Source organism: Bosea sp. NBC_00550 (assembly GCF_026020075.1).
In the GTDB taxonomy this organism is placed as follows: Bacteria; Pseudomonadota; Alphaproteobacteria; order Rhizobiales; family Beijerinckiaceae; genus Allobosea.
Window position 1 is genome coordinate 148,687 of the sequence record NZ_CP102773.1, and the last position, 26,177, is coordinate 174,863.

At 63.1% G+C, this 26,177-nt stretch carries 26 protein-coding genes and 3 pseudogenes; 7 read left to right on the forward strand and 22 right to left on the reverse strand.

The window, feature by feature from the left end; all coding sequences use genetic code 11:
- Positions 1-138: 138 nt before the first annotated feature.
- From NWE53_RS27650 to NWE53_RS27685, 8 genes are all read right to left on the reverse strand, one after another.
- Complete coding sequence (locus NWE53_RS27650; protein ID WP_265055421.1) at positions 139-1,296, reverse strand: DSD1 family PLP-dependent enzyme; 1,158 nt, start codon at positions 1,294-1,296, stop codon at positions 139-141.
- Positions 1,296-3,032 (reverse strand): hydantoinase B/oxoprolinase family protein, encoded by a 1,737-nt coding sequence (locus NWE53_RS27655; protein WP_265055422.1) that lies wholly within the window; start codon positions 3,030-3,032, stop codon positions 1,296-1,298. The genes NWE53_RS27650 and NWE53_RS27655 overlap by 1 nt, the downstream gene beginning before the upstream one ends.
- A complete protein-coding gene (locus NWE53_RS27660; protein ID WP_265055423.1) occupies positions 3,032-5,104 on the reverse strand; it encodes a hydantoinase/oxoprolinase family protein in 2,073 nt (690 codons plus the stop codon). Before NWE53_RS27660 ends, NWE53_RS27655 begins: the two co-directional genes overlap by 1 nt.
- A gap of 30 nt (positions 5,105-5,134) precedes the next feature.
- Positions 5,135-5,989 (reverse strand): ATP-binding cassette domain-containing protein, encoded by an 855-nt coding sequence (locus NWE53_RS27665; protein ID WP_265055424.1) that lies wholly within the window; start codon positions 5,987-5,989, stop codon positions 5,135-5,137.
- Positions 5,986-6,951: an ABC transporter ATP-binding protein gene (locus tag NWE53_RS27670; RefSeq protein WP_265055425.1), complete on the reverse strand. Its 966-nt coding sequence runs from the start codon at positions 6,949-6,951 to the stop codon at positions 5,986-5,988. Before NWE53_RS27670 ends, NWE53_RS27665 begins: the two co-directional genes overlap by 4 nt.
- Positions 6,948-7,832, reverse strand: a complete 885-nt coding sequence (locus tag NWE53_RS27675; RefSeq protein ID WP_265055426.1) for an ABC transporter permease — start codon at positions 7,830-7,832, stop codon at positions 6,948-6,950. The genes NWE53_RS27670 and NWE53_RS27675 overlap by 4 nt, the downstream gene beginning before the upstream one ends.
- Positions 7,829-8,773, reverse strand: a complete 945-nt coding sequence (locus NWE53_RS27680) for an ABC transporter permease (RefSeq protein ID WP_265055427.1) — start codon at positions 8,771-8,773, stop codon at positions 7,829-7,831. Before NWE53_RS27680 ends, NWE53_RS27675 begins: the two co-directional genes overlap by 4 nt.
- 182 nt (positions 8,774-8,955) lie before the next feature.
- On the reverse strand, positions 8,956-10,515 hold the full coding sequence (locus NWE53_RS27685) for an ABC transporter substrate-binding protein (RefSeq protein ID WP_265055428.1): 1,560 nt from the start codon (positions 10,513-10,515) through the stop codon (positions 8,956-8,958).
- Positions 10,516-10,661: 146 nt separating this feature from the next.
- On the opposite strand from NWE53_RS27685, the gene NWE53_RS27690 reads away from it, so the two are divergent.
- Together NWE53_RS27690 and NWE53_RS27695 are read left to right on the forward strand one after the other, a co-directional pair.
- Positions 10,662-11,555 carry a LysR family transcriptional regulator gene (locus NWE53_RS27690; protein WP_265055429.1) on the forward strand — a complete coding sequence of 298 codons (894 nt, stop codon included), beginning with the start codon at positions 10,662-10,664 and terminating at the stop codon, positions 11,553-11,555.
- Between the two features lie 217 nt (positions 11,556-11,772).
- Positions 11,773-11,982, forward strand: a complete 210-nt coding sequence (locus NWE53_RS27695) for a cold-shock protein (protein ID WP_265055430.1) — start codon at positions 11,773-11,775, stop codon at positions 11,980-11,982.
- 23 nt (positions 11,983-12,005) lie between these two features.
- On the opposite strand, the pseudogene scpB reads toward NWE53_RS27695, so the two are convergent.
- The 3 genes and pseudogenes from scpB to NWE53_RS27710 all read right to left on the reverse strand — a co-directional run.
- Positions 12,006-12,686, reverse strand: a pseudogene (scpB, locus tag NWE53_RS27700) (SMC-Scp complex subunit ScpB).
- Positions 12,584-12,991 carry a hypothetical protein gene (locus tag NWE53_RS27705; RefSeq protein ID WP_265055431.1) on the reverse strand — a complete coding sequence of 136 codons (408 nt, stop codon included), beginning with the start codon at positions 12,989-12,991 and terminating at the stop codon, positions 12,584-12,586. The pseudogene scpB and the gene NWE53_RS27705 overlap by 103 nt, the downstream one beginning before the upstream one ends.
- Positions 12,992-13,082: 91 nt before the next feature.
- A pseudogene (locus NWE53_RS27710) lies at positions 13,083-13,336 on the reverse strand (ABC transporter permease); the annotation flags it as partial.
- Between the two features lie 212 nt (positions 13,337-13,548).
- Between NWE53_RS27710 and NWE53_RS27715 the strand changes: the two are divergent.
- From NWE53_RS27715 to NWE53_RS27725, 3 genes are read left to right on the forward strand one after another with little or no spacing between them, the layout of a single operon-like run.
- Positions 13,549-14,043, forward strand: a complete 495-nt coding sequence (locus NWE53_RS27715) for a hypothetical protein (RefSeq protein WP_265055432.1) — start codon at positions 13,549-13,551, stop codon at positions 14,041-14,043.
- Entirely contained in the window at positions 14,024-14,431 is a 408-nt protein-coding gene (locus tag NWE53_RS27720; RefSeq protein ID WP_265055433.1) for an XRE family transcriptional regulator, read from the forward strand. Before NWE53_RS27715 ends, NWE53_RS27720 begins: the two co-directional genes overlap by 20 nt.
- Positions 14,432-14,435: 4 nt before the next feature.
- The gene (locus NWE53_RS27725) at positions 14,436-14,879 is read left to right on the forward strand and encodes a DUF6941 family protein (protein ID WP_265055434.1); all 444 of its coding nucleotides are present in this window, start codon (positions 14,436-14,438) and stop codon (positions 14,877-14,879) included.
- 104 nt (positions 14,880-14,983) lie between these two features.
- On the opposite strand, the gene NWE53_RS30130 is transcribed toward NWE53_RS27725, so the two are convergent.
- The 8 genes and pseudogenes from NWE53_RS30130 to NWE53_RS27760 all read right to left on the reverse strand — a co-directional run bounded on the left by NWE53_RS30130 (position 14,984) and on the right by NWE53_RS27760 (position 21,268).
- Entirely contained in the window at positions 14,984-15,346 is a 363-nt protein-coding gene (locus NWE53_RS30130) for a curlin repeat-containing protein (protein WP_442865091.1), read from the reverse strand.
- Between the two features lie 720 nt (positions 15,347-16,066).
- Entirely contained in the window at positions 16,067-16,996 is a 930-nt protein-coding gene (locus NWE53_RS27730; protein ID WP_265055435.1) for a CsgG/HfaB family protein, read from the reverse strand.
- Positions 16,997-17,047: 51 nt separating this feature from the next.
- Positions 17,048-17,347: a curli assembly protein CsgF gene (locus tag NWE53_RS30135; protein WP_265055436.1), complete on the reverse strand. Its 300-nt coding sequence runs from the start codon at positions 17,345-17,347 to the stop codon at positions 17,048-17,050.
- A 45-nt stretch (positions 17,348-17,392) separates the two neighbouring features.
- Entirely contained in the window at positions 17,393-17,905 is a 513-nt protein-coding gene (locus tag NWE53_RS27740) for a hypothetical protein (protein WP_265055437.1), read from the reverse strand.
- Complete coding sequence (gene csgH / locus NWE53_RS27745) at positions 17,890-18,195, reverse strand: curli-like amyloid fiber formation chaperone CsgH (RefSeq protein ID WP_265055438.1); 306 nt, start codon at positions 18,193-18,195, stop codon at positions 17,890-17,892. Before csgH ends, NWE53_RS27740 begins: the two co-directional genes overlap by 16 nt.
- Positions 18,196-18,367: 172 nt before the next feature.
- Positions 18,368-19,630: a hypothetical protein gene (locus tag NWE53_RS27750; RefSeq protein ID WP_265055439.1), complete on the reverse strand. Its 1,263-nt coding sequence runs from the start codon at positions 19,628-19,630 to the stop codon at positions 18,368-18,370.
- 864 nt (positions 19,631-20,494) lie between these two features.
- Positions 20,495-20,891: pseudogene (locus NWE53_RS27755) on the reverse strand (IS6 family transposase); the annotation flags it as partial.
- Between the two features lie 146 nt (positions 20,892-21,037).
- On the reverse strand, positions 21,038-21,268 hold the full coding sequence (locus NWE53_RS27760) for a hypothetical protein (protein ID WP_265055440.1): 231 nt from the start codon (positions 21,266-21,268) through the stop codon (positions 21,038-21,040).
- A 491-nt stretch (positions 21,269-21,759) separates the two neighbouring features.
- Here NWE53_RS27760 and ligD point away from each other — a divergent pair, with 491 nt between their 5' ends.
- Together ligD and NWE53_RS27770 are read left to right on the forward strand one after the other, a co-directional pair.
- On the forward strand, positions 21,760-22,674 hold the full coding sequence (ligD, locus tag NWE53_RS27765) for a non-homologous end-joining DNA ligase (RefSeq protein WP_265055373.1): 915 nt from the start codon (positions 21,760-21,762) through the stop codon (positions 22,672-22,674).
- 137 nt (positions 22,675-22,811) lie between these two features.
- Entirely contained in the window at positions 22,812-23,339 is a 528-nt protein-coding gene (locus tag NWE53_RS27770; protein ID WP_265055441.1) for a hypothetical protein, read from the forward strand.
- A gap of 511 nt (positions 23,340-23,850) precedes the next feature.
- Here NWE53_RS27770 and NWE53_RS27775 read toward each other — a convergent pair.
- From NWE53_RS27775 to NWE53_RS27785, 3 genes are all read right to left on the reverse strand, one after another.
- On the reverse strand, positions 23,851-24,738 hold the full coding sequence (locus NWE53_RS27775; RefSeq protein ID WP_265055442.1) for a hypothetical protein: 888 nt from the start codon (positions 24,736-24,738) through the stop codon (positions 23,851-23,853).
- Positions 24,711-25,118 (reverse strand): DDE-type integrase/transposase/recombinase, encoded by a 408-nt coding sequence (locus NWE53_RS27780; protein WP_442865092.1) that lies wholly within the window; start codon positions 25,116-25,118, stop codon positions 24,711-24,713. The genes NWE53_RS27775 and NWE53_RS27780 overlap by 28 nt, the downstream gene beginning before the upstream one ends.
- A gap of 440 nt (positions 25,119-25,558) precedes the next feature.
- Complete coding sequence (locus NWE53_RS27785) at positions 25,559-25,846, reverse strand: c-type cytochrome (protein ID WP_265055443.1); 288 nt, start codon at positions 25,844-25,846, stop codon at positions 25,559-25,561.
- Positions 25,847-26,177: the final 331 nt, after the last annotated feature.

The following is a 26,177-nucleotide window of genomic DNA, read 5'->3' on the forward strand; positions in this document are numbered from 1 at the left end:
GCGGCAACTCCCGCTCCGATCCGTCTACCGTTGCGCAAAACACCTTCTGTTTGGTCACGATAAGCTGCTTGGCGGCTGGCGGCTGCTTTTCGTAATGCCGAACGGTTTCCTACTCAAACGCCACCTGAGTTCGACCGATCAATCTGCGCGGCCCCGCCCCTCAACAGACCATAGCGCGACTAGCCTGTCCTCAGACACAACATGGAGGAAATCATGGAGGTTGATCGTCGGATCGCAATGCGGAACGGTGCATTCCACCACCGTTCCGATCGGAATCGTGCCATGGCCGGGCTCTGGCAGGATGCGGCCGAACTCGTCGCCGCACCATTCGATCCGGCCGGTCATTTCTTTGCCCCGGAACACGCGCGGCGGCGGGCCGTCGAGCGCAAAGCTCTTGCTGCCGCCGTCGGTGATTGCAAAGCCGGCCGAGCTGTGGCCCACCACCGTGACCGCAACACGCAGCGCCGGCCCGAATTCCGGCCCGCCTCCCCCGTAGATGTCGACCGGGTTGTAGGCCTCGTCCATGAAGACATAGGAGCCAGGCTGCACCTCGGTCAGCACTTGCGCCTGTCCGTCGAGCAGATGGCTGCCGGTCCCCCCGCCGGAGACGATGCCGGGTGCGAGATCGGCCTGTTTCAGCACCGCCAGCACCGTGGCCAGGATCCGGTTGGCTTCGTCATTGGCCGCGCGGCGGGCGCCGAAGTCGTCGATATGTTGGACACGGCCCTGATAGGCCTGCACGCCGACATAGCGCAGGCTGGGCTGGTCCGTGACGGCGCGTGCGAGCGCGACCGCCTCCTGTGCATTGGCGACGCCGCTGCGCTTCAGCCCGGTGTCGAGATCGACGAAGACATCGAAGCGCGTGCCGTGGCGTGCCGCAGCCTCGGCATAGGCCGCCACCAGGTCGAGCCGGTCGACCACGACGCCGATGCGCGCGCCTCGTGCTGCCGCACGCGCCAGCGCGTCGACCTTGGCCGGGCTGGCGATCGGTGCGCTCAGCATCAGGTCGCTGGCTCCGCCCTCGAACAGGGCCAGCAACTCCCCCGGCTTGGCGCAGCAGATGCCGGATGCCCCTGCAGCCATCTGCCGGCGCGCGATCTCGGCGCATTTGTGCGATTTTGCATGCGGCCGGAAGGCGATCCCGGCGCGTTTGCAGGTCTCGGCGAGCTTCGTGATATTGCGGTCGAAAATGTCGAGATCGAGCACCGCAGCCGGCGTCTCCAGCCGCGAACGACTGCCGGGCTCGCCAATGAGTGGCTGGTTGAGCGCTGCCGCTCCGAAGGGTTCGAGGCTCATTAGCGCTGTTCCATCAGTTCGGCGCGTGTCTGCAGGGTGGCCGTCTGGTCGACGCTCGCGCCATCGGCGGCGAAGACCACGCCGTAGTCGCGCCTTGCGCCCGCGATCGTGACCTTGCCCTCCAGCAGATCGTCGGCAACGCGCCAGGGCTCGCGTCGAAGCGCATCGCCATAGCCGCCGCCGCCAGCTCCCGTCAGGCGGAAGATGTCGCCGCGTTTGGCGTTGAAGCTCTCCATTGGCATGGTCGGCAGGTGCTGCTGCGTGCCATCCGTCCGGATGAACAGATGCGCCGAAGGTGCGCCGGTGCCGCCGCCCTCAAAGCCGAAGGGCGGGTTGTCGCGCCGGTCGCCGCGCAAGGTGAAGCGCGCATCGGCCAGGAAGCGGAACTCGCGCACGAAGGCGAGCCCGCCGCGGAATTCGCCGGCGCCACCGGAATCCGGCACCAGAGCGTAGCGCAGCACCTCGACCGGCATGTCGGTCTCGACCATCTCGATCGGCTGGTTGGAGAGATTGGCGGCGGGGTTGGAGATCCCCTCGATGCCATCCTTGCCGGCGCGCGCGCCCCAGGTGCCGACCACCATCTCGTTCAGCACGAAGGGCTTGCCCTCATGCACGCCGCCGCCGGCCAGCAGATAAGGCCCGCCCTCCGAGCCGCCGATCGCGCGTTCGGGTACGATCTGCGCCAGTGCCTGCATGATCGCATCGAACACCCGGTAGCCGACGACGCCGCGCGCGCCGCAAGCGGCTGGATAGCGCGGATTGACCAGGCAGCCCTCCGGCGCGCGCACGGTGATCGGGCGCAGATAGCCCTCGCAATTGGGGATGTCCTGCTGCGACAGGCAGCGGATCGCGCAGAAGGCAGCCGATTCCGGCAGAGAGATCGGGCAGTTGATCGAGGCCGCGACCTGATCGGCCGTGCCGGCGAAGTCGATGTCGATCGTGTCGTCGGCAACCGTCACGGTGGCGACGATGGCGAGCGGCACCGGATGCTCGCCGACGCCGTCGATATAGTCGGTTGCCCTGTAGACGCCGTTGGGCAAAGCGCGGATTACGTCGCGCATCATCGCCTCGGCATGGTCGTGCAGCGCGTCGACATAGCGGTCGACCATGCTGGCGCCGTAGCGCGCGATCAGCGATCGCAGGCCCTCCTCGGCGACGTTGCAGGCGGCGATCTGGGCGCGAATGTCGCCGAGAACCTCGACCGGCGCGCGCGTATTGGCCTCGATGATCCGGAACACCGCATCGACCGGCTCACCCGCCTCGTAGAGCTTGAGCAGCGGCAGACGCAGGCCTTCCTGCTGGATTTCGGTGGCGTAGATCGCGACGCTGCCGGGCACGATGCCGCCGATATCGGTGTGGTGGGCGACGGTGGCTGCGAAACCGGCCAGGCGTTCCTCCACGAAAATCGGCTTCAGGATGTAGATGTCGGGCAGATGCTGGCCGCCGGAACCATAGGGATCGTTGGCGATCAGCACATCGCCCTGTTTCAGCGTCGCGCCATAGCGCTGCTTTACGAACTGCATGACGCGTGGAAAGGAGCAGAGCTGGATCGGCAGCGTCAGCCCCTGGGCGATCACACGGCCCTGCGCGTCGCAGAGCGCCGTTGAGTAATCCATGATGTCGCGCACCACCGGCGAATAGGCGCTGCGCATCACGATCAGCGCCATCTCGTCGGCGGTCGAGGCGAGCGCGTTGCGGATCACCTCCAGCGTGATCGGATCGATCGCGTCAGTCATCATGCGGCCTCCAGCGCGATGTCGATGTTGCCGGCATCGTCGAGGCGGGCGGTCTGGCCCGGCCCCACGACGCAGGTGCAGTCATATTCCTCGATCACGAAGGGCCCGCGGCGTGGGAGCGCGTCGAGATCGGCGCGCCCGATCACTGCGACCGTGGCAATCCCGGCCTCATCGAAGGACACCGGCCGATCGATCCGGCGCTGGGCCGGCGCAGCAGCGAAATGCTGCGGCGGCGCGATGAGCGGCAGCCTTGCCGTCAGCCGCGCATTGACGAGGTGAACCTGGTCCTTGTGCGAGCGGTGACCATAGGTCCGCTCGTGCTCCTGATGGAACAGTTCGGCCAACTCGTCGAAGGCGAGGCGCCGCGCCGGCACGGTCAGCTCATAGGCTTGCCCGACATAGCGCAAATCGGCCGCAAACCTGAATTCGGCGCGCGCCAGATCGTAGCCTTCCAGCGCCAGAACCCGGCGGGCATCCTCGGTCAACTCGGCATAGAGCTCGGCCAAGCCGGCATCGTCGAGCTCGCCCGCTCTGCGGCGCGAGGGCCGCACGAACTCCTGCTCGACATCCGAGCGCAGCAGGCCGAGCGCACTGAAGACGCCGGCCGCGCGCGGGATCACCACGCGCCGGATGCCCAGCGCCTTGGCGACCTCCGCCGCCACGACAGGCCCGTTACCGCCGAAGGCGACCAGGGTCGAATGCCGGGGATCGCGGCCGCGATAGGTCGAGACTGCTTTCACGGCTCGCGTCATCGTGGTGACGGCCAGCGTCAGCACGCCGCGCGCCGTCTTGCTGAGGTCGAGGCCCAGCGGGCACGCCACCTGATCGTTCAGCGCGGCGCGTCCCGCATCGGCCTGCAGCGGAAAGCTGCCGCCGGCCAGCGCGACGTCGTTGATATAGCCCAGTGTCAGGAAGGCGTCGGTCAGCGTCGCCTGCTTGCCGCCGAGCCCGTAGCAGACCGGGCCGGGATAGGCGCCGGCGCTCTGGGGACCGACCGAGACCTGGTTCATCCTGTCGATTGAGACGATGCTGCCGCCGCCAGCCCCGATCTCCGAAACGTCGATGAACGGCATCCTGATCGGGTAGCCGCCACCCTTGACCAGCTTGCTGGAGAGATTGATGCCGGCGCCGACCTCGTATTCGGTGGTGCGGGCCGGCTCGCCATCCTCGATCAGCGCGGCCTTGGCGGTGGTGCCGCCCATGTCGAAGGAGATGATGCTCGGCTCATTGCCTCCCGAGACCAGCCGGGCGCAGGCGATGACGCCCGCCGCCGGCCCCGACTCGACCAGCGAGGCGGCCCGCTTCACCGCTGAGCCCAGCCGCATGATGCCGCCGCCGGAATGCATCATCTCGACCGGGCAAGTGACCCCAATCGAGGCCAGGCGCGTGGTCAGCGCGGCGGCATAGTTGCGCACCACCGGGCCGATATAGGCGTTCACGACGACGGTCGAGGTGCGCTCATATTCGCGGATCTCGGGCAGGATCTCCGAACCCCGGCAGATATAGACGTCGTCGCCGAGTTCCTCGCGCAGGATCGCCTCGGCCGCGATCTCATGGTCGGGATTGGCATAGGCGTGCAGGAAGCTGATCGCGACCGCCTCGACCCCCTCGGTTCGAAATTGCGCGGCCGCTCGCCTGACATCCTCCTCGTCGAGCGGTATCCGAACGGAGCCGTCCGGCCCGAGCCGTTCACGCACCTCAAGCCGCAGATGTCGCGCGGCAAGGGGCTTGGGCTTGTCGTATTGTAGGTCGTAGAGCACCGGAATGCGCAGTCGGCGCATTTCGAGAACGTCGCGGAAGCCCTCGGTGGTCAGAAGGCCGGTGCGCGCGCCCTTGTATTCCAGGATTGCGTTGGTCGCGACGGTGGTGGCGTGGACAATGCCGGTGATGCGGTCGGGCGACGTCTCATAGTCCGCGACTAGCCGGCTCAGCGCTTCGGCGATGCCCCGACTGTAATCATCGGGCGTCGAGGGCACTTTGCGGGTCTCGATCAACCCGTCGTCGCGGGCAATGACGATATCGGTAAAGGTCCCACCGATATCGATGCCGATCCTGTAGCTGTGCTGCGCCATGGGTTTGGTCTCGTGAGGTCGGAGGAGAGATCAGCCGACGCTTTCGCGGGAGGGACTAACTGGGGTCGCCGCCATGTGGCCGCGACGCCCCTTGATGCCTTTCGGCACGGCGGCGATCAGGAGCTGCGTGTAGGGGTGGGACGGCGCGTCGAGCACATCGAGGCACGGCCCCTGCTCGACGACCTTGCCCTTGCGCATCACGATGATCCGCGAGCACAGCGTGCGCACCAGCGCGAGGTCATGGCTGATGAAGAGCAAGGTCAGGCCGAGCTCACGCGTCAGCCGGCTCAGCAGGTTGATGACCTGCGCCTGCAGCGAGACGTCGAGCGAGGAGACCGGTTCGTCGGCGATCAGGATGTCCGGTTTCATCGCCAGTGCCCTCGCCAGCCCGACGCGCTGTCGCTGGCCGCCCGAAAGTTCATGCGGCAGGCGTGGCGCGAGCTCCGCGCCCAGCCCGACCAGCGCCAGCATCGCCAACGCCTCGTCTTCGCGCTCAAGCTTCGGTATGCCGCGCAGCGCCAGCGTCTCGGTCAGGCAGCGGCTCACCGTCTTGCGCGGATTGAGCGCGCTGCTCGAATCCTGGAACGCCATCTGGATGCGCCGCCGCCAGGGACCGCCATGGTCGCGCATCAAGGCTGACAGTGGCTTGCCGTCGAGCAGCACCTCGCCCGCTGTCGGCCTGATCAACCCCACGGCGATGTTGGCCAAGGTCGATTTGCCAGAACCGCTTTCGCCGACGATGCCGACGACGTCGCCGCGTCCGATCTCCAGCGAGACCCCGTCGAGCGCCACAAAACGCGTGTCGCGTCCGAGCAGGCGGTCAAAGGCGCTGCCCTGGGCATAGGATTTGGTGATGTCGCGCAGAGACAGGATCGGGCCGGTCATTGCGGCCTCCAGCAGGCGAAGCGGCGGTCGGCTTCAAGTTCCAGCGGCGGCATCTCCTCGGCGCAGGCCTCGACGACACGCGGGCAGCGCGGCGAGAATGGGCAGCCCTGCGGCATGCGGCCCAGACGCGGCGGCGCACCCTCGATCGCCACCAGCGGGCCGACAGGGCCGGTCAGGCTCGGCACGCAGGCCTGGAGCAGGCCGGTATAGGGGTGGCGGGGGGTGAGCTCGATCGCCTCGACGGGGCCATTCTCGACGACCTTCCCGCCATACATGACCACGACGCGGTCGACGATCTCGGCGACAAGCTGGAGGTTGTGCGAGATGAAGATGACGGCGATACCGAGATCGCGCCGCAGCTCCGCGATCAGGTCGACGATCTGGGCCTGCACGGTCACGTCGAGCGCCGTCGTCGGCTCGTCGGCGATCAACAGGCGCGGGCGGCAGGCGATCGCCATCGCGATCAGGGCGCGCTGGCGCATGCCGCCGGAAAATTCGTGCGGATACGCATCGAGCCGTTTGCCAGCATCGCGGATGCCGACGCGCTCCAGCGATTCGGCGGCGATCCGCCGGGCCTCACCGGAGGAGACCTGCCGATGGGCCCGTACGACATCAGTGATCTGCCGGCCGATGGTCAGCGCCGGGTTGAGCGAGCTTTGCGGATCCTGGAACACCATGGCGATGTCGCGGCCGCGAATGGCGCGCATGCGGGCCTCGTCGACGCCAAGCAGATCCTTCCCGTCGAATATCACGCGCCCGCCGGTGGTGCGCGCCGGCGCGCCGAGCAGGCGCATCACCGCAAGCATGCTCAGGCTCTTGCCGGAGCCGGATTCGCCGACGATGCCGACAGCCTCTCCTGCCGCGACGGCGAAATCGACGCCGCGGACAGCCTCGATGACGCCGCCCGACGCGTCGCGAAAGCCAACGCGAAGGCCCTCGACACTGAGCAGGGGCCCGTTCATGCGACCAGTGTCCTGGCTTCGCTGCGCGGATCGAACAGCTCGCGCACCGCGTCGCCGAGCAGGTTGAAGCCGATCACGGTGATCGAGATCGCCAGCCCCGGAAACACCGGCAGCCACCATTCGCCGGAATAGATCGCGCTGCGCGCATCCGACAGCATCGAGCCCCAGCTCGCCTGCGGCGGCTGTACGCCGAGGCCCACGAAGGAGACCGACGCTTCGACGACGATGCCGATCGCGACCAGCAACGTCCCCTGCACAATGATCGGCGACAGGCAGTTGGGCAGGATGTCGCCGGTGACGATCTCCCAATGCGTCGCGCCCTGGAGAGAGCGTGCTCGTACGTAATCGGCGCCGACGACGCGGCTTGCCACTGCATAGGTCACGCGGGCGAAGACCGGCGAGAACAACACCCCGATCAGCAAGACGATCTTCACCTCGTTGGGCAACACCAGCGGCCCGACACGCACCGGCCCGACGCCGAGGATGCCGACGATCGCGATCGCCCAGACCAGCAGGGGAATCGAGGCGACACCGTCAACAATGCGCATCACGAGCTGCTCGCCAAGTCCTGCCTTGTAGGCCGAGAAGAGCCCCGCCGAGACGCCGATCAGCGCTCCGATGACGACGGCGCCGATGCCCACGGCCAGTGAAGCCCGCGCGCCGTAGATGATTCGGCTCAGCACGTCCCGACCGGCCTGGTCGGTGCCGAGCCAATGCGCCATGTCGGGTGCCAGCAGGCGATCCTCGATGCTCAGCGCGACGGGATCGTAAGGTGCGACCAGCGGCGCGAAGATAGCGGCGCCGAGCATGACGACGACGATCATACCGCCAAGCCAGCCGGTCCAGTCGATCAGGCGCAGCGTCGACGAAAGCCCCCTCATGCGGTGACCCGCTGGCGTGGGTCGAGCACGCGGTTGACGAGGTCCGCGGCGAGGTTCGCCAGCACGAAGATCACCGTGAACAGGAAGACGATGCCCTGGAGCAGCAGGAAGTCGCGCTGCGAGATCGCGTTCAACAGAGCGCGCGACAGGCCGGGCACGTTGAACACCTGCTCGATGATCAGCGCCCAGCCGAACATGTAGCCAAAGGACAGGGCGGCCAGGTTCACCACCGGCGGCAGCGCGTTGATCAGCGCGTAGATCACGACTCTCGGCGAGGACAGCCCCATCGCGCGGGCGGTGCGGACATAGTCCCCGCGCAGCGTCTCCTGCAGGCTGGCCTGGGTCATCCGGGCGAGCACGGCGACATAGTAGACAGCGAGCGAGACCGACGGCATCAGGATGGTCTGGAGATGGGCGCCGAGGCCGGCGGAAAGCGGCGCATAGCCACCGGGCGGCAGCCAGCGCAGATCGACCGCGATGAAGCGGATCAGCACGATGCCAAGCCAGAAGGCCGGCACCGACAGCCCCAGCACCGACAGCAGCCGCGCCCCGCGATCGAACACGCCGCCGGGGCGCAGCGCCGCCGCGATCCCGATGCCTACACCGAAGACGAGCGCAACCGCGAAGGCGAAGAGCACGATCGACAAGGTCACCGGAAGCGCGTTGACGATCTCGGTGCCGACATCGCGGCCGGTCACGAAGGACCGTCCGAAATCGCCATGCAGGATGTCGGAAAGCCAGGCGCCGTATTGCGTCAGGAAGGGGCGGTCGAGCCCGTTCGCCTGTTCGAACTGCGCCAGCTGCGCGGCGGTCGCATCCGCACCGAGCACGATCCGGGCCGGAGAACCCGGACCGGCCCGCGTCAGGGCAAACAGCGCGAAGCCGACGAAGAGCAAGGTGCCGATGGACGAGACGATCCGGCCGGCGACGAGGCGAAGCATGGGCAGTTGTGTCCTAAAGCTTGGTGACCAGCGGCCAGATCAGGATGGGCCCCGGAACCGGTGCCGTCATCCGGGGCTTGACCCGGGATCCATCACAGGGCGCGACGATCCCCTATGATGGACCCCGGATCTCCGCTTCGCTGCGTCCGGGATGACGGCGGTTCTGGAGTTCGAGCTGGACCCTAGAGCTTCACGTCCCCGACGCTCATCGTCAGCGCCTGGTTCACCGTGAAGTCCTTCACGCCCTGCCGCCAGAGATTGGAGGCGTGGACGAAGCCGAGCACGCCGATCGGCGCGTCGCGGGCCAGGATCGCCTGCATCTTGCCGTAGAGGTCCTTGAGCTTGGCCTCGTCGGTCTCGGCGAAAGATGTCGCCATCAGCGCATTGAGCTCGGGGTTGTCATAGCCGGTGCTCTTCGACAGGAACTGTCCCGGCATCACCGTGTTGGCGATGATGTAGGTCGCCTCGCCCGGCGACATGAAGACCTGCATCGCCATCTGGTGCTCGCCGCGCGCGATCTGCTGGATCAGCACCGAGAACTCGTAGACCTTGAGATTGATCTTCACGCCGATCTTGGCGAGTTGCGCCTGCAGGAAGATCGCCGCGTCCTTGGTGTCGAGGAGATAGGGCTCGGCCTGGATCGAGATGTCGATCTCGGCGCCGGTCGGGTATTTCGACTTGGCCAGGAACTCCTTGGCGCGGTCGAGATCGAAGCCGAGCTCCTTGTCGGCCGCGGCATTAAACCACCAACCGCGGGGCGGCGCGAGCACGGCGGACGGATCGAGCAGCCCGTAATAGACCTTGTCGCCGATCGCCTTGCGGTCGATGGCGCAGGACAGCGCCTTGCGGAAGTTGAGATCGTCGAGCGGGGGCTTGAGGTTGTTGGTGAACATCAGCAGCGCGCCGCCCAGCGTCGGGCGGGAGGCGCCGGTGACGCCCGGCATGGTCTTGAGGCGGTTGAATTCGCGTGCCGGCGGCGCGCTGATGATGTCGACCTGGTTGGTCAGGAGATAGGCGACGCGCGTCGCATCCTCCGGGATCATCTTGACGACGAGACGGTCCCAGGCCGGCAGGCCCTTGCGCCAGTAATTCGGATTCTTCTTGAAGCTGATATAGTCGTTGGGCTTCCACTCCTCGAACATGCCGAAGCCGGTGCCCATGCCGACGGGCTTGGACTTGAAATAGTCGTCGCCATGCTCCTTGCGCGAGCCGGCGGGGAAGACGCCCATGTATTTCGTCAGGAAGTAGACCCACTGGCCATAGGGCTCGGACAGTTCGACCTGGACCTTGAGCGGATCGAGCACCGTCACCTTGGCGATCTTGGTGAAGAGCGGCCGGCGCAGCGCCTTGTTGTTGGCGTCGAGCAGGTAGTCGAACGAGTATTTCACGTCCTCGGCCGTCATTTTCTTGCCGTTGTGGAACGTGACGTCGTCGCGCAGTTCGAAGGTGTAGGTCTTCTTGTCGGCCGAGATCGTCGGCAGGGCCTTGGCAAGCTGCGGCTTCAGCACGCCATCGACATCGAACTCGACGAGGTTCTCGAAGACGGTCTGGCCCAACACCATCGCGTCATGATTGAGCTGGTTGATCGGGTCGATGGTGATCGGATTGCTCGGCAGGACAATCGTCAGCGTCTTTCCGGCGTTCGGCTGGGCGTGGAGCAGGCTGGACGGCAACAGCGCGGCCAGCGCGCCACCGGCACTCGCTGTTAGAAATTGTCGGCGATCCGTCGGTAGATTGACCATCGAACATCCCCTTTTGGCTGGCGAAGCCTTGGCAGCGCGCATCGTCGGACGTGGCGCTCAACGGGGAGAAGCGTAACACCCGCGCAAAGACCAATGAAAATAAGAACTCTTGGCGTCTCGATAGCCGCCCACTATCGTCTTTGCCCATGCGCTACACCTTCGGTCAGGCCGAGGCATTCTATTGGGTGGCCCGGCTCGGAGGGTTCCGCGCCGCCGCAACGCATCTCAATCTCGCCCAGCCCACCGTTAGCCTGCGCGTCAAGGAGCTGGAGCGCATCCTCGGCGGAGAGTTGTTCGACCGCGCGCTGTACCGGCCGGTGCCGACGACGTTGGGCAGCGCGATCTATGCCGATGTCGAGCGCATGCTCGCCCATGCCGATCAGGTCCAGCGCCGCTCGAAGGACGCGCTGCCGGGTCGCGGCCTGCTGCGCATCGGCGCCGCCGACTCGTTTGCGGCGCTGATCCTGCCGGATCTGCTGGCGGCGTTGGCGGCTCGCCACGCGGCCTTGCAGGTCGACGTCACCGTGGATTTCAGCACGCGGCTGGAACAGCTCCTGCTCGATCGCTCGATCGATATCGCCTTCCTGTCGCAGCCGCGCGCGCATGAGGGCATCACCATCGTGCCGCTCTGGCTGATCGATCTCGTCTGGGTCATCGGCAAGGACCTGCCCTTCGACGGCGATGTCGCCACGCCGGAGAATCTCGTCGATCTGCCGATCTTTACCAATAGCTCGCCCTCGGGCCTGTTCACAACGATCCAGATGTGGTTCGGCACAAAAGGGCTCAAACCCCACCGCATGAACACCTGCAATCCGCTGACTGTGATCGCCAGGCTCGCCAATGCCGGCACCGGCGCGGCCCTGATCCCGCGCGAGATGATCAGGGTCTCGGGCGACGACCTTGCCCTGCGTGTGCTCGAGACCAGGCCGCCGATCCCGTCCCACAATCTCTGCGCGATGTGGTGGGACAATGAATCCGCCGCCGAATGCGGCTATCTGGCCGATCTCGCGCGCGAGATCTCGACAAAAGCTGAGCTGTGAATGGTGCATTGCGACCGCGCACTTTGCGCGTCAATCAGGCTGCCTGAGTCGGGAAGGGGCCATCATCGCCCTTTCCAATCGCAGAGCGCCGGTACCCGAACTTCAGGAAGTCTTAGGGGGGAGATTGACGGGCTTACGTCTCCTCCCAGGCACCTGAGGGGTTGCGTCAGAACGCGCCGGCATTGAAAATGCTGCGTCTTACTAGGAGTAATCTGCGATGGCGACCGGTACTGTGAAATGGTTCAATGCGACGAAGGGATTTGGCTTCATCCAGCCGGATCAAGGCGGGCAGGATGTCTTTGTGCATATTAGTACCGTGGAGCGAGCGGGTCTGCGCGAGCTGCGCGATGGTCAGAAGGTGTCGTTCGAGCTTGCCCAGGACAAGCGCTCAGGTCGCACCTCGGCAGATCAGCTTCAAACCCTCTGATCGCCCAGCCAACGAAGTCCGCTTCACGAGTCTTCGCTGAGGGGATTCGCGGGTGGCAGAGCGGAATCTAGGATCGAGATGGGGATGTCGCCGGTTAGCAAGCGCTCCTTGCTGAGCAGGCCGGCATCCTCGAGCTTCTCGAAATCCGGTAGATCGCGCAGCGTCTCAAACCCGAATTCCGAGAGGAAGGCCGGCGTCGTCACTTAGGTGTAGGGTGCGCCCGGCTGCGGGCTGCGCGGGCCGGCGGCGAGAAAGCCGAGCTTGCGCAGATGGCCGATCGTGTCGCGGCTGACCTCCTTGCCAAAGACGGCGCCGAGCTCCGCGCGAGTGATCGGCTGGAAGTAGCCAATGCAGAGCAGCACCAGGCTCTCGGACTGCGACAGGGCTTTGCTGTCGGCTCCGCCAAGCCCGGTCGCGGTCCGGATCGCGGCGGCATAGCTCTTCTTTGTGCGATGCTGCCAGCCGCCGGCGACAGAGACGAGTTCGTAAGGGCGCCCACGCAATTCGTCACGGATGTCGGCGATCAACAGATCGATGCTGCAGTCCCGGCCCACAACACGCACCAGGGTTTCGCGGCCAACGGGCTTGGGGGAAGCGAAGATCACAGCCTCGACCCGCCCCATCCATTCGCGCCAGCGCATCTCGGGCGGCAAATCCGCGAGCTCCGCGTCGAACAGCTCCTCCGCCTGGGTGGGTTTTGCCATCCCTCACAACCCGTAGAGACGGAAAGTGGCGCGGCCGGATAGCTCGCCCGCTTGAGGAAGCGGCCCTCGCCGGGCTCACCGACATAATCGCGGCTCTCGACGACCGTCTTGCCGCGCAGCAGCACCGTGCGCGGCAGGCCCTTCACGCTGTGCCCCTCATAGGAGGAGTAGTCCATGGCGTTGTGCCGCGCCGCTTCCAGGAAGCTGCTTCCGATGTGCACGATCTTGCCGTCGGCAATGCCGATATCGACCTTCGCGAGCCCGGCCGTGCTGACGACCGTTCCCTTGCGGATGATCACATCCATCGCGTCGCTTCCCTTTCGCACCTGTTGTGTTGGGCGCCTTGTCCCTTCGGACCCAGGCGCCGGTAAATCTTTCAGTGGCTATTGTTCCGCGTCAGCGATTGCGCAGCCGTGGATTGAGGGCGTCGTTCAGGCCCTCGCCGATCAGGTTGATGGCGGCACGGTGAGTAGGATGGCGACGCCGGGTATGGCCGTCAGATACCAAGCGGTGCGAAGGTGGCCGCGGCCGGCACCTATCATCGTGCCCAAGCTCATCACATTGGGATCGCCCAGCCCGAGGAAGGCCAGCGAGGACTCGGTCGGGATCGCGCTCGCGACCAAATGGCGAGGGCGGACAAGAGCATTGCTGGTTAGCTCGTTCTCTGCTCAATTTCGCCGCGATGATAACGGGTCTAGCTTGCTGCACTCAATCGCGATCGCCGGGGGATGATGATGCAGAACAGAGCCATTCAATGCGCCGTGGCATACGCATTGGCCAGCCTTAAACTCTCGCTTGGCCCACGTGCCGCTCCGCGCAGAGCAAAGTTGGCCGAGGTCAACTCCTCCCGCGCAGGCTTCCATTGAGCGCGATCGATCGCATTCGCGAGCTTGTGACAGCAGGGGTAATAATTCCCATCGAGATTGGTTTGAAGGCGGACGAGCAGCCACTAAGACTGCTCTATGGAACAGCCAATTTCGTCGATTGGCTTCAAGAGCGCTTGAACGCTGGGGAAGCTTCTGCACTCTCAGCGGATTTATCGCCGTCCGAGCAACTTGATCACCTCTTCTACACGTTCGCGAGTGGTCGCCAACTGATTTATTCTAGACAGTATCGATTCATTAAGGCAGAGAAGTATGCCGTTTGGGAATTAAAAACGGCAGACCTCCGAATATTCGGCTGGTTTATGGTTAAAGACTGTTATGTCGCCGTTTTCGGGGATTGGGCCGACCGTATCAAGGATCACGATCTTTACCGCGGCTACCGCATAGAGGTACGACGTATTCGGCGGGAGCTAGGGATGGAGGATGCACTTTGTGTAGAGGGGATAGATCCTCGTGAAGTTCTTTCGCTTTGATATAGGCGCCAGAGCAAGCAAGGCAAGTCGCTTCATTGGGGGTGTTCAAAGTGAATTATTGAAGGCAGTCGTAGAAGAAAGGCTGAAAGGGACGTCTCAGCAGTCTCTGGCTCAAAAACTCCGCATTCCGCGATCGGAGCTCAATAATCAACTCGCAGGAACTAGCGGACTGACGTTGCGTGCAGTTTCGGATCTCGCTTGGGCGCTAGATCGTGAGATAAACTTTGAATTGAAGGCGCGAGTTGAAAAGACTGGCCAAAACCACTTGCCGGAAGCGTCGACCCTGATCAGCAATGCGCCGACCATGGTTGGCGCCTCCACCAACAGTTCGACTTTACCGTCCCGGCCCCAGATACGGATCGTGACGCCACGCATTCCAGCAAAGTAGTTCGATGGACCGATACGGCTATTCGATTTTCTGCGACGACATACGCAATGAAGTGAGCGGTAAGCTTAGCTTTATTGGTTGCTATAACTCCGTCATGTTCGTCCCCGATTCCTTCCCGTTCGTGCTACCAAAATTTTGCGTGCACTTGCATATTCTGTCGCCCGCTACTCGGCCATTTAAGCTGATAACGGCGCGTGTTTATATCCCGGGACATGATGAGCCGATCGTCACCGAGCGGATCGAGGCTCCGGCTCCGGCAGTGCAGGATCGGCTAATCGACGAACTTGGCGACGTGCCAGCCACGCCTAAATTCATCGTGGCGGCTGCAAGCCTGATCTTCGCTCCCCTGCGGGTCGAGGCTCCGGGTTTGATCAGTGTACGAGCGCTGGTCGACGATAGTGTCGACGAGCTAAAAATCGGTTCACTGCGGGTCAGTGTCGCGCCGTGACGGGTCAATCCCAAGGCTGCGGCCCTGGCCTCTAATAAACTGCGATGGCGCGCTGCGCGTTGGCTATCGGCCAACGGCTCGCCGGTTCTTGCTCCCAAAGTTCGCTATCGGACCTGATGGACACGTGCGACATTATTCAGGCCTTGCTGAGCAACCATCGAGTGGCTGCCGCTACCTTGCTGTGTGATCGAAGCGGAGTTCGACGACCCGACTTGCGATACGTAAGAATAATTCCCCGCGCCGCGGGCACCCTGACCATGCTGAGGGGCCGGCACGGCCGCGAGCTGATTTAACGAGATCGGCGTGCTCAGAAGATCCGATGCGGCGTGGCGATCTGGTGATAACCGCCCTTGCGTTAGGTCGCGCGCGAACTGGGTTATGAAAGCCTCGCTTGCCAGGCCCGCGGACGTCGTCAAGCCAATCCCAAAGCCAACGACTATCGCCATCCAGATTGTTCTCACGGCCATACCTCACGCGCCAAACATGACGGCGGTATAGCGTCAAAAGGTTTAGAAGCCTTTAGAGATGCCGTCCTCTGCGTCAGGCGCGTCGCTTCACCTCTGATTTATGGTTGTAGCATCAGAAGCTCAGAAGCGCATATGTCAGTCACACTAGCGCCAACGCTCAGCTGCGATATATTCTCATGGTACAAATCCCATGATGCCTTTTGACCTTTGCTCCATGCGTTCAGATATGTGTCTCCCGGATCAGTGCTAGGAACGACCCAATGCAGGCGACAAGGCTCGGATTGGCCACACTCATCGGCCTTGCGCTCGTCAGCTGCGTTCAACCCAGCGCTGTTCGGCCCGTTGGCGTAGACGGCGCCCCATCCCTTCAGCAAAGCCGAGCGGAGGAGGCAAGGATAGGCCAAGCGCAAGGCCGCGTGTTCATATCCGACGAGGCCGCGTCGGATATCAAGGCCAAGCCGGTTGTTTCCGGCACTGCGGCGGTCGGGTCCGTTGGCCGCCCGTTGACCTGCGGCCAGCAGAATACATCCGATCCAGCCTGTCACACGGCAACCCAGCAGTCCCGTCCGCCGACACGCTAAACGAGGCCTGGCCCGCGCGAGCATCGCTTCAATCATGCTCTCCCGCGGCAATTCCGCGGTTGATTTGCGAGATCACGCGGTACGATCGGATCCAGACCTCATGGCACAAGGGTCACGAGGCCTTGGCCAATCCGAGCGGTTACATCGCACTTTTGGTTGGCGCGGGAGGCGGCGCTAGCGCAGCGGTCGAAGGCGTCTCGGTCACCATCTCGAAATTGACGGCCTTTTTCTGCTCGTCGAGCGCCCGCATAAAGGCAGCGCCGGCCGGCGCATCGGCGAAATCCCAAAGCTTTGCCTTGACGCCCTCGAAAATGAGCGAATACACGGCGAGCTGTATGCCCTCGCGAACGGCCAGGGTGGCGGGCGAATTTTTTGTAAACCCCGCTTCCATCTGCAGGATGTGATCGACCTTTGCGAATTTGAATGCGCTGCCTTGGACGAGCACCGAATATATCGTCTTAGTCGTGGTCACCGATGCGACTACTCGCCCCGTCTGAACGCTGACAGCCCGGAGCGCCACGGTGACAACATCCTGGCGATACTGGGTATTGCCGCCAATCCCCAAATAATTGGCGCCGATGCCGCCAGTCGTTTCGTTCGTATCGTAGCCGATCAGGCCGCCTTGCAGCAGAATTCCGGCAAAGCGCAGCGCTGGCAATCCTTGAGCGCGTTTGCCTTCCACCGCTGTCCTAGTGTTCTGGATGATCTGGCGTTCTTGCAGCAGCGGCTGAAGGTCATTACGCTCGATGACGTTAAACCAAGCGCCATTACCGGCCTTCGTCAGAACATCTGAAAGTATTGCGCTCCCACCTTGTGTGACGGCACGAGAAAATTCGGCAAAATTGTCGTTAGGTTTGTTCTGACCTGTCAGATCTGGAAAGCTGTAGACAGCAACGTCCAGCTTCTGCGCGGGCGGCGGCAGTCGATCAAGAACGACTCCGGTCTTCGTATCGGGAACCAGTGTTGCCGGTTGCGTGATGGGATCGATGTTCGTGCCTGAGACGACGCATCCACCAGTAACAAGCGCAAGCGTCAGCGCGCCCGCAATCTGCGAGTAAATCCGATTCATGACCCCAATACCTGAATGAGTAAAGTGGCGCCTATGTAAGCGCCAGGAATCTCAGGGTGATGCCGGAACGACCGGGAGACCGTTGCCGCCGATAACGACAATCGGGGCCTGGCTGGCGCCACTGCCGATGCCGCTCAAAGCGCTGGTCAAACCGGAAAGGTCGGGAGATTGCTGGCCGGATTTAGCTCCCTTGCCTTGCGCCTGGGCCGTCGACAGCAAAAAGGTGCCATTGAGCGAATTACCGCCGAAAGTGGGATTCGTCGGACGATAAACCTGCTCCCCCGCAATGGCCGCAACGCTTCCGAAACAACAGCTCAGGATTGTAATGGTAGCCACATTCCGTAGTGCCATAGAACATTACCTCCCAAATCAGTACATACGCTGCACCATCTTATCTCAACGCTTGATTAAGAGCCCGCCATTCGGCAGCCGCGCAATCAGCACGTTGATCGGTGCCGACCCGTTGGGTTGTATCACCCCCACGGACAACCCTTGGGTATTTAGTAACACAAGATTTGAACGTAAGTTGTTACCGGCTTGCAACACTCCGACATTGTTAGAATTTCCGGCGATAACACCGATGTTCGACAGATTGTTCGCTCCGTTCTGTATTTGAGCGACCTGATTATAGTTACCAATCTGTATAGTCTGCGCGAAGTTGCGTATCCCGGTTATGGATGCCTCTGGAGCAAGACGCGGCGCGGTCACAGCCGGGCGTGCGGCAGTAAGCGCCGCGGAAAGTCCATTGGCCACCGGGACGGCATGTATCGGGAGACGATCTCCCGCCTGACTTTGCGCGACATAGGCCGACTCGGCCGCAACAGGCGTCAGCGCGACCGCCTGAGCTATGAGGACCGCCGCAGCGGCCATGATGCACCGCGAAAATCGCGCGGTCAGGGCGAAATACATGAAACGCTCCCGCGATTGGATTCGAGCGACAGAGACGCCTCGTAGTGGCCGATGGCGGCCTGCTCGAGCAGAACTGTGGTCAGCACGCTATCCTGGCCGGAGCCGATGGAGAAATTGCCGCTTTGCATGTTCTGGCTCGTGCCGCTGCTGCTCTGCTTGAGAATGGACAGACGATATTGCCCCGAAACCGGCGAATGCGCGCGCGCGATCGCCTGCAACCGAAGCGCCGAACCGGTATCCTCGGCGCGAATCAGGCATTGCAACGGCATATCGGTCGGCAACGGCTTCATTGGTGCACCGAGGCAAGGAAACGAAGCGAGGCAAGCGCCGAGCACTGCCGCCGACCCAATGGATACCGGAGGAAATGAGCCAAACCGCATTGCCGCATTCCGCTTGGGCAAGAACTTTGGGGCAAGAACGAGGTGAAGCGGCGGGCCGAATGGCCCGCCGCTCCCGGATGACTTACTTCTGTGAGACGACGGCCGCGTTCTTGTAACCGAACTGCGCCGTGAGCGACGAGTTGCTTACACCAAAGCTGCCGGTCTGGGAGGTCGAGGCATAGTTACTTGCACCGACCTGAACCGTCTGCTGCAGGTTGGCGCCGATCATGCCCTGGAGGCCGGTCTGGCCGACCACGGCAGCGTTGTTGGCGCCGATCTGGGCGACCAGCGAACCGTTCACGCCGAAAGCCAGCGGATTGGCGACCTGGCTGGTGGTCGCGCTGTTTCGGGCGCCGACCTGGAAGGTCGCCGCTGCGTTCTGGTTCGCCGACAAGGGCGCATTAGTATTCGCCTGCGAGGTGATAGAAGAGTTGCCACGTCCCGCCTGAATGGTCGCCTGCGCATTGAGGCCGTTCGTCTGGCCAACGAGGGCGGCATTGTTTGCGCCGAACTGGCCGACGAACGAGTCGTTGGACAGCGTGGTGCCGGCGGGAACGGGACGAGCCCCGGTCTGAGAGGTGGATGCGTAGTTGTTGCGGCCTGCCTGCAGCGTAGCAGCATTGTTGTCGACGCCGTTGGAGCCGGGGAGGATGAAGGCGCTGCTACCCGTTCCGGCCGATGCCTGCCCGGTCAAGGCAGTGTTGCCACGGCCGAACTGGGCAGTGGTCGCATTGTTGGCACCGCCCTTGCCTTCATTCCCGAAGAGCCCGGTGCCAGCAGCGCCCGTCGACGTCTGCGCGGTCGTCGCGTTGTTGTCGGATCCGACCTGAAGCGTGGCCGAGCCATTGGTGCCGCTGCGCGAGTTGGTATTCTGGCCCGTCAGCGAGTTGTTGCGGGCGCCGATCTGCAGGGTGTTCTGGTCGTTCTTGCCGCCAGTCTGGCCGACAACCGAGGCATTCCGGTAGCCGAACTGTGCGGTGCCGGAGTTGTTCATGCGGCCCGAGGTGCTCACGCCGGTCTGCGACGTCGCCGCATAGTTGCGAGCGCCAGCCTGCAGCGTGCCCTGACGGTTGTTGCCGCCGGTCTGGCCGACCTGGGCAGTGTTGCGAGCGCCGATCTGGCCGACGGCCGATTCGTTCGTTCTGGAGCCGGCAGCGGCCTGCGAGGTGACGGCGTAGTTCTTATAGCCGGCCTGCAGAGTTCCCTGTTTATTGTTCCCGCCCACCTGGCCGACGACGGCGCCATTCTCGGCACCGATCTGACCGATGACAGACTCGTTGCTGGCAGCGTAGGCAAACGAGGTCGAGCTCACCAGCGCGAGCGTCAGAACAGTCATTTTTTTCATTGGATGCTTCCCTGTGCGTCCCATAGTGGGGCAAGCGGGTATCGCTGCCCTAAGGGAAGCTTTAACGCTTTGTTAAGTTACAAGGCAAGTTGCGAGTTATTTATTCCTTAACTTCCCTTACGGCCTGCGTACCTCTTTCGGATAATATCCATAATTCCTCTGAGTAATTCGCGCCTGTAGGGACCGGCGCATCCCTGATATTGTTGCAGCGCATCATCAGTTCAAAGCCAATTGCCGTTTAAGGGCGTCCAGGGCTGGGAGCTCCGACGTGGACGACTTCGCCACGGCTTAGCGCAGCGTGGTATGCCCGCTGAATAGAGTTTCGTAGAGGCCGTTGGGCTAGATTCGTGCTGCCTTTCGAGTCATGCAGCTTACCATTGCGATGGACCCGGCCGCTTTCCTTCCAGGCCTTATCGGAACTAGATCTGGCGAGCGTATCTCCGTTCGCCAGCGTCGCACGAACCTTTCGCCAGGGCTTATATGCACCCCGAGTCGGCATCCATTTCGTCATCAAATGCACCGTCTTCCCCGGTCGGCGCCTGCCGCCGGGTGACCGGCCCTTTGACCGTATCGACGCAAAGCCGGAAAAACGCTCAATGCTCGCGGAGCGCCAGCTTCACCAGCGTGAGAACCCCCCAGACCATTACGGCAGTGAGTAACCCCCTAACGAAGTCGGCGGCCCCCCACGCTGATAAGCCCACGCCAATTGGGCCTATTGCTTTATCCGGTCGCACGCGTCGTCTGCGTGGTCCCCGATGGGAGCACGCTCCTCGATTTCGAACAGTCGGCACTCAACAGGCGGGATATCCATCCCGCGGCCGGTCGCTTGGAGACCGCGCGCTTCAGCATTGTCGATCAGAGCAGGGTTACCAGCACCTTGGGAGCAAAGCCATGCTTTTTGAGCAGTTTGCGCATCAACCGCAGGGTGGCAGCCTTGTCCCGCCTCGATTGCACCAGCATGTCGAGGATCTCGCCCTCGCTGTCGACGGCTCGTCAAAAATACTGGCGCCGGCCCTGGACGCCTCTCGTCGAGGTGTCAGATGTCTGCCGGTTGCGGCCGCAGCCGGCGCAGGTTGCGGCCATAGTGGCATCCAAATTTGAGGACCCATCGCCGGATCGTCTCATACGAAATGTCGAGGCCGCACTCCGCCAGCAACTCCTAGACATCGCGATAGCTCAAGGCGAACCGCAGATAGAGCCAAACGGCGTGCTTGATAAGCTCGGGCGCGAACTGGTGACTGGCGTAGGAACTCGGCTGCATGCCCCCTACCCTAACCTGCCAGGTTCAAATCGCCCGTTCTCGTGACAATGCCCTTCATTCTACTGCGGATCAGGAAGCGAGCTGCGGATGTACCGGCAGCACCGATCGAGCGGTAATCCACGACAGGGCGCCAGCAGGGCAAACACTCAGCCCCTGGGGCCGCGTTCGTTCGGCTTCTTCACGCCGGTGTCACTATCAAGTTCGTCGAGGGAAACCGCTTCACCATCGTCGTGGGTTTCCTCCCAACAATCCACCGCGGCCATCAGGAGTTCGTACTCGGGGGGAGCCGGGCTACCGGGTTCGATCTTGCCGATTGCGTCGAGCCGGCGTGCAGCGTCGCGATACTCGTCTATGTTCTTCAGGAACAGCTTTCTCACCGAACAACCTCGTCGTGGCGCGGACTTTCAGCGCCAACGACGGGCGCGTCCCAACAGTTCCGACGCGGAACGATTCTATCGTCCGGCCGTGGCTGCCAATCCGGAGCGCCATGCGTTGAGCCCCTTCAACGACGTCGATATCAGGCGACTGGCTATAAAGAGGGCCCGTCCCATCGCGGAAGGCCAATCTGGGCCAATACGCCAAACTGTTAGGGTCCGAACAATCTGCCGGATTACCTCCAGAGGGCGAAAGAATAGCACTCCCTACTTTAGTTCAGACCCCGTAAAAGGAGGTTTAGACCACTGCAGCGGAACGAAACATTCCGCCCGTCTTTTACAACTCTGTTAATTGCGGAGGTTGTACAATGTGTGACTGTCGGGCTGTCAGAGGCGCGCCTGCGGCGGATATCGTCCAAGACCCGCTCGCGCGGCGGCGGGAAGCCGAGCGCGATCAATTTGTGGACCCGATGCCGGAACGCGTTGAGCCTTGTTTGGCGCTGCTCCAAAGCAAACCTCCAGCCGGCAACGACTGGGCTTTTGAGGTGAAGTGGGACGGCTACCGGCTCGCCGTCCATATCGGGCCTGGCAAGAAGGTGCAGATCATCACCCGAGGCGGCCACGACTGGACCAATCGCTTTCCGACTATCGCAAACGATGCGCTTGAGTTCGGCCTGGACAGCGCCATCCTCGATGGCGAGGCGGTCATGCTCGACGAGCGCGGCGCTTCCGACTTTGGCGCCCTGCAGAAGGCCCTTGGCGGGCGGGGCGGCAAGCGATCGGCTGCGAGCGCGATGCTCTACGCGTTCGACCTGCTCTATCTCAACGGCCGTGATTTGCGCGCGCTCCGCCTCGATGAGCGCCGGGCGATGCTGGAGGGTGTACTCGCCTACCAGCCGCATGGCTCGATCCGGCCCAGCAAGGAAATCAAGACGGAAGGCGCTCCGTTTCTTGAGCTCGCAGGTGAGTTCGGCCTGGAAGGAATCATCGCGAAACGCCGCTCGGCTCCGTATCGCTCGGGGCGCGGCGGCGACTGGCTAAAGGTGAAGTGCGTGCAGTCGGAAAGCTTTGTTATCGTGGGTTATGAACCGTCCACCGCTGCGCTCGGCGGCATCGGTCGATTGGTGCTGGCTGCTCGCAAGGACGGAGCGTTGGTCCATGTCGGGGGCGTCGGTACCGGCTTCAGCCACGCCAGCGCGACGGCACTCCGCAAGCAAATGGACGAGCTCGTTATCCCGAAGCCGGCGCTCAGCGTGAAGGGAAGTCGCCAGGCCTATCGCTGGCTCACGCCAGCTCTGGTCGCAGAGGTCGAGTTCCGAGCGTGGACAGACGATGGCAAGCTGCGGCATGCATCGTACAAGGGCCTGCGCGAAGATGCCGAGGCGGCTGAGGTCACTGAGCTGCCCTGAAGCCTGATGGGGCTTACCCACGTCCTTTCCTTGGCACGGCCTATTTCTGCGGAGGTGCCGGCTCGTCAGCTCTTCTCAGCGTGCCTTCGCCGAAACCGTACGATGGCGACCTCTTCGATTTCGCATCTGCCGATCACATGGTGCGCGTCGTCCGGGCCGCGCACGCGGTAATGCTGCTCACCATTACAGTTCGGCAAAAGCTGGATGATCTCGAAAGGGCCAGGGCGGAGCGCACCGGCAAAATTTCGCTGGAGATCGACAAAATCACCTATTTGGTATTCCGTCTCCATCACGATTTTTTCCGTCTGCCCTCAGACTTAGGTCAGGCGCTCCGGACAGGCGCTGAGGGGAGCGCCAACGCCCTTCATCGAGCGAATCCTTATAGACCTTCACGGCGTCCGCGAAACCGCCATCTCGCGCTCTTCGTCGCTGTTGTTGGTGAATCCCATCCGATCTGGGGCCTGGTCCAAAGCGGCGCTCAGTTCGTCTTCGCGTCGTATCACCAATCGGCTCATGGGCGATTAATGGGCTCAGTAAAGCTTCGTTCCGCTCCGAGTTCCCAGCAATCTGATGTGCTCGACATGGGCGGCCCAACCTTCGTCGCCGATGTAGGTCAGGTGGATTTGCGGAAGGCCGGGAGGCAGGCGTCGCGAGTTTCAGCCTGACCATCTGTTGGTGTCACCTGGCGGACGCCGTTGGCGTGCCCCCCGCGTGCATTTGAATGACCCACATCCAATAGGGAGGCTCGGCGCCCGGGCCTTGTTGCTAAACAATCGTGCCGACGTAGAGCCCTGGTGAAAGATGGTCCAGAAATCGTCGTCATCCTGGGGGCGTGGATAGTCGTTGTAAGTGCGACGGCGGGTTCGCTCCGGCCTCATAGCACCCTGGTGTGCTCTTCGAATTCCTCCGGGATCGCGCCTTGGCGCGCCTGCCCGGGCACTTCTCGCAAGGGGCGCGACCTGTCCGAGATGCCGAATAACCAATGAAACCGCCCTCGCTCCATATCGTGGCGCGCGGGTGAAGAAAGACGGCGGCGACCCGGAAGTTGATCGCGGCCGGCGCAGGCCTCGCTGCTCTGAGGTATCGCCGAGCCCCTGTCAGCCACCCATAGACCCCGACGAACACCAGAGCCATGACCGCAATGGTGATGGTAAAGCCGTTGGCGCGGGTCACGGGCTACTTGCCCTGCGCCCGGATGGCTTTAATCGCCGCAGCCTTCTCACAGATGTATCCGTTCTCATCGAGAGACGGGCAGTTGCGTATGGCTTGCTCTGCCGCATCGAGGGCGGCTTCAGCGGCTAGGGCGCGGGCTTCGGCTGCTTTCAATCCAACTTCATTGCGGTCAGCCTCAATCGCAAGCCTCGTGCTCTCGAAATCTAACCGCTCCTTCTCCGCCTGAATCGGGGCGAAGACGGCAAGGGTGGCGCGGGCCGTTTTGCGATACTGGTTCTTGAACTCGTGCGTCAGGACATCCCACGGCTTGTTGCGTGACTTGCTGTGGTAAATTGCCTGCGCCACGTCCTCCTCGCTCGGCATAGTGGCAGGGACGGCGGACCGGTTAGCGGTCATCCCGGGGCGCCGAAGCCATGAACCGTGCGCCCATTGCTGCCGATATCCGCACACGGGGCAGACCCATCCGTCGTTCGTCGCGACAAGTTGCCCGAGGTCACCGCCCTGCTCAGCTTGATAAGCCCGATGCGCGTCGTCGGTTCGGTCGCCGCCGCATGTGAAGGGGTGGAACCGAGTTTCGACCTGAAACAGGTTGAGTGCCGAAACCTGCTCATCGGTCCACGGTGCTGTCAGCTTCTCAGCCATGGCCGTCGTCTCCTTGGCGGGGCGGGAGCGGGCTTGCGTAAGAGCGAGACGATAGGCTTCGGATCGACGCTTGTATGTCTCGATCTCGAACGCGCCCACAAACAGACGCCATTGGTGATCGAGGTCGATGCGATGTGCCAGCGGCAGCGAACGCCGAACGGCAGTAAGGGCATCGTCGCCGGAATCCGACAATCCGGAGTTCGCGCTGTGCAACGCCGTGCTTACGTCGCGGCTGTCGCGGTTTGCCACTGTTGCGCGGCCGTCGCCCGAAAGAGGCGCAGCGTCGCTCCGGAGATCAGATGGCGCTCAAGGTGGAAGAGATTGTGGACGGCGGCATGTACGCAGAGAGAGCGCTGCGCCGACATCGGCGACTTGAAGAGCTGCGTCTTGCACTCTCGTCGTCGGATCACCTGGTGTGAGTTCTCCGCCCGATTGTTACGGCGCAGGCCCTGCTCATGGCGCGCCGACAGCCCCAGCTCTCGCCGTGCCGCACCGTAGGATCGCAACTTGTCCGTCACCAGCACCTTGGGAGCCAAGCCATGCTTCTCGAGCAGGTTGCGCACCAGCCGTAGGGCGGCAGCGTTGTGACGCCGACCGGCAATCTCCGGGGGGAAACTGGTGACGGGCATAAGAAATCCGCTGCATGCCCCTACCCTATCGCCCATTCCCGTAACAATGCCCTAGCGGCCGTTCGCCTGCGCGCGACGACGGCCTCTTTCGCTTCCGTTCCGCCTCAGCGCGGCAAGCAATCAATCGACGCTTTCGAGCAGATCTTCAACACGCTGCGCCCGCACGGTTCGCTCGGATAAAAGCCTCCCGCGCCAGAAGTCTTCGCGCCCGCCATGACCGCGCGGGCGGCCGACGCTGGATCGTCATCTGGCTCTATTTCGCCCGCCTGGACAAGGACCCCCTTGGATTAGCAAACGCTGGCACGGGCATCATTATCTGGGTTGGGGGCCGAGCGATCGTTTATTGGCTTGTTGGTCGATAGATGTCGAGCACGACACGTGCGCCGCCATCACAGCCTTAGATTGCCTCTGGACCTCAAGAATGAAAGGTGAGGGCCCGCTTATCGGATCGGGAGCGCCGCATAATAGACAGAGAGCGCAGCGATTTCCGCTGTCGTCATCGCACGGGCCATATAGCGCATCTCCTTGTGCGGACGCTTTCCCAACCGAAACGCCATTATCTGATTGAAGAGGTAGCGTTCATTCTGCCCGGCCAGATGAGGCACTTCGGTATCTCGGGCGATGCCATCTTCGCCATGACAAGCGGCGCATTGCTCCACGGTGGAGTGCCTCGGTTCGGCGAGTGCTGAAGCGGCGATCAACGCCATCGCTAAGGTCAGTCGAAGCATCACCTCATTTCTCCCCGCTTGTTCCATCCGCCGAACCGGCCGCGATGGGATGCTCGGCAGTAGCAATCGCCCGCGTCCCGCTTCCGGCCAGATCTTCGCGCTAGCGCTTGCGACCCTGCCCCTTCCCTCGGGCCGCTGCAATGACGGCCGGCTCCGCTGTCAGCGCCGCCCGGCGTTCAACCTTCTCCTTCGTGGCATCGGTATCGGCGAGCACACGGTCCACAGCAATCGCCGCCTCCGCTCGCACATCGTCGGCGTTGGCCTTCTGCTGCTCTATTGAAACGGCATCTACGATTGAGACCGAATGGCGGCGTCCAGCTTCGCCAGCCTC

What these genes read in the sequence shown, in the direction of transcription:
- NWE53_RS27650 (WP_265055421.1), bottom strand. Translation starts at nt 1,296, where the DNA reads ATGAGCCTCGAACCCTTCGGAGCGGCAGCGCTCAACCAGCCACTCATT.
- NWE53_RS27655 (WP_265055422.1), bottom strand. Translation starts at nt 3,032, where the DNA reads ATGACTGACGCGATCGATCCGATCACGCTGGAGGTGATCCGCAACGCG.
- NWE53_RS27660 (WP_265055423.1), bottom strand. Translation starts at nt 5,104, where the DNA reads ATGGCGCAGCACAGCTACAGGATCGGCATCGATATCGGTGGGACCTTT.
- NWE53_RS27665 (WP_265055424.1), bottom strand. Translation starts at nt 5,989, where the DNA reads ATGACCGGCCCGATCCTGTCTCTGCGCGACATCACCAAATCCTATGCC.
- NWE53_RS27670 (WP_265055425.1), bottom strand. Translation starts at nt 6,951, where the DNA reads ATGAACGGGCCCCTGCTCAGTGTCGAGGGCCTTCGCGTTGGCTTTCGC.
- NWE53_RS27675 (WP_265055426.1), bottom strand. Translation starts at nt 7,832, where the DNA reads ATGAGGGGGCTTTCGTCGACGCTGCGCCTGATCGACTGGACCGGCTGG.
- NWE53_RS27680 (WP_265055427.1), bottom strand. Translation starts at nt 8,773, where the DNA reads ATGCTTCGCCTCGTCGCCGGCCGGATCGTCTCGTCCATCGGCACCTTG.
- NWE53_RS27685 (WP_265055428.1), bottom strand. Translation starts at nt 10,515, where the DNA reads ATGGTCAATCTACCGACGGATCGCCGACAATTTCTAACAGCGAGTGCC.
- NWE53_RS27690 (WP_265055429.1), top strand. Translation starts at nt 10,662, where the DNA reads ATGCGCTACACCTTCGGTCAGGCCGAGGCATTCTATTGGGTGGCCCGG.
- NWE53_RS27695 (WP_265055430.1), top strand. Translation starts at nt 11,773, where the DNA reads ATGGCGACCGGTACTGTGAAATGGTTCAATGCGACGAAGGGATTTGGC.
- NWE53_RS27705 (WP_265055431.1), bottom strand. Translation starts at nt 12,991, where the DNA reads ATGGATGTGATCATCCGCAAGGGAACGGTCGTCAGCACGGCCGGGCTC.
- NWE53_RS27725 (WP_265055434.1), top strand. Translation starts at nt 14,436, where the DNA reads ATGGACCGATACGGCTATTCGATTTTCTGCGACGACATACGCAATGAA.
- NWE53_RS30130 (WP_442865091.1), bottom strand. Translation starts at nt 15,346, where the DNA reads ATGGCCGTGAGAACAATCTGGATGGCGATAGTCGTTGGCTTTGGGATT.
- NWE53_RS27730 (WP_265055435.1), bottom strand. Translation starts at nt 16,996, where the DNA reads ATGAATCGGATTTACTCGCAGATTGCGGGCGCGCTGACGCTTGCGCTT.
- NWE53_RS30135 (WP_265055436.1), bottom strand. Translation starts at nt 17,347, where the DNA reads ATGGCACTACGGAATGTGGCTACCATTACAATCCTGAGCTGTTGTTTC.
- NWE53_RS27740 (WP_265055437.1), bottom strand. Translation starts at nt 17,905, where the DNA reads ATGTATTTCGCCCTGACCGCGCGATTTTCGCGGTGCATCATGGCCGCT.
- csgH (WP_265055438.1), bottom strand. Translation starts at nt 18,195, where the DNA reads ATGAAGCCGTTGCCGACCGATATGCCGTTGCAATGCCTGATTCGCGCC.
- NWE53_RS27750 (WP_265055439.1), bottom strand. Translation starts at nt 19,630, where the DNA reads ATGAAAAAAATGACTGTTCTGACGCTCGCGCTGGTGAGCTCGACCTCG.
- NWE53_RS27770 (WP_265055441.1), top strand. Translation starts at nt 22,812, where the DNA reads ATGGTGCGCGTCGTCCGGGCCGCGCACGCGGTAATGCTGCTCACCATT.
- NWE53_RS27780 (WP_442865092.1), bottom strand. Translation starts at nt 25,118, where the DNA reads ATGCCCGTCACCAGTTTCCCCCCGGAGATTGCCGGTCGGCGTCACAAC.
- NWE53_RS27785 (WP_265055443.1), bottom strand. Translation starts at nt 25,846, where the DNA reads ATGCTTCGACTGACCTTAGCGATGGCGTTGATCGCCGCTTCAGCACTC.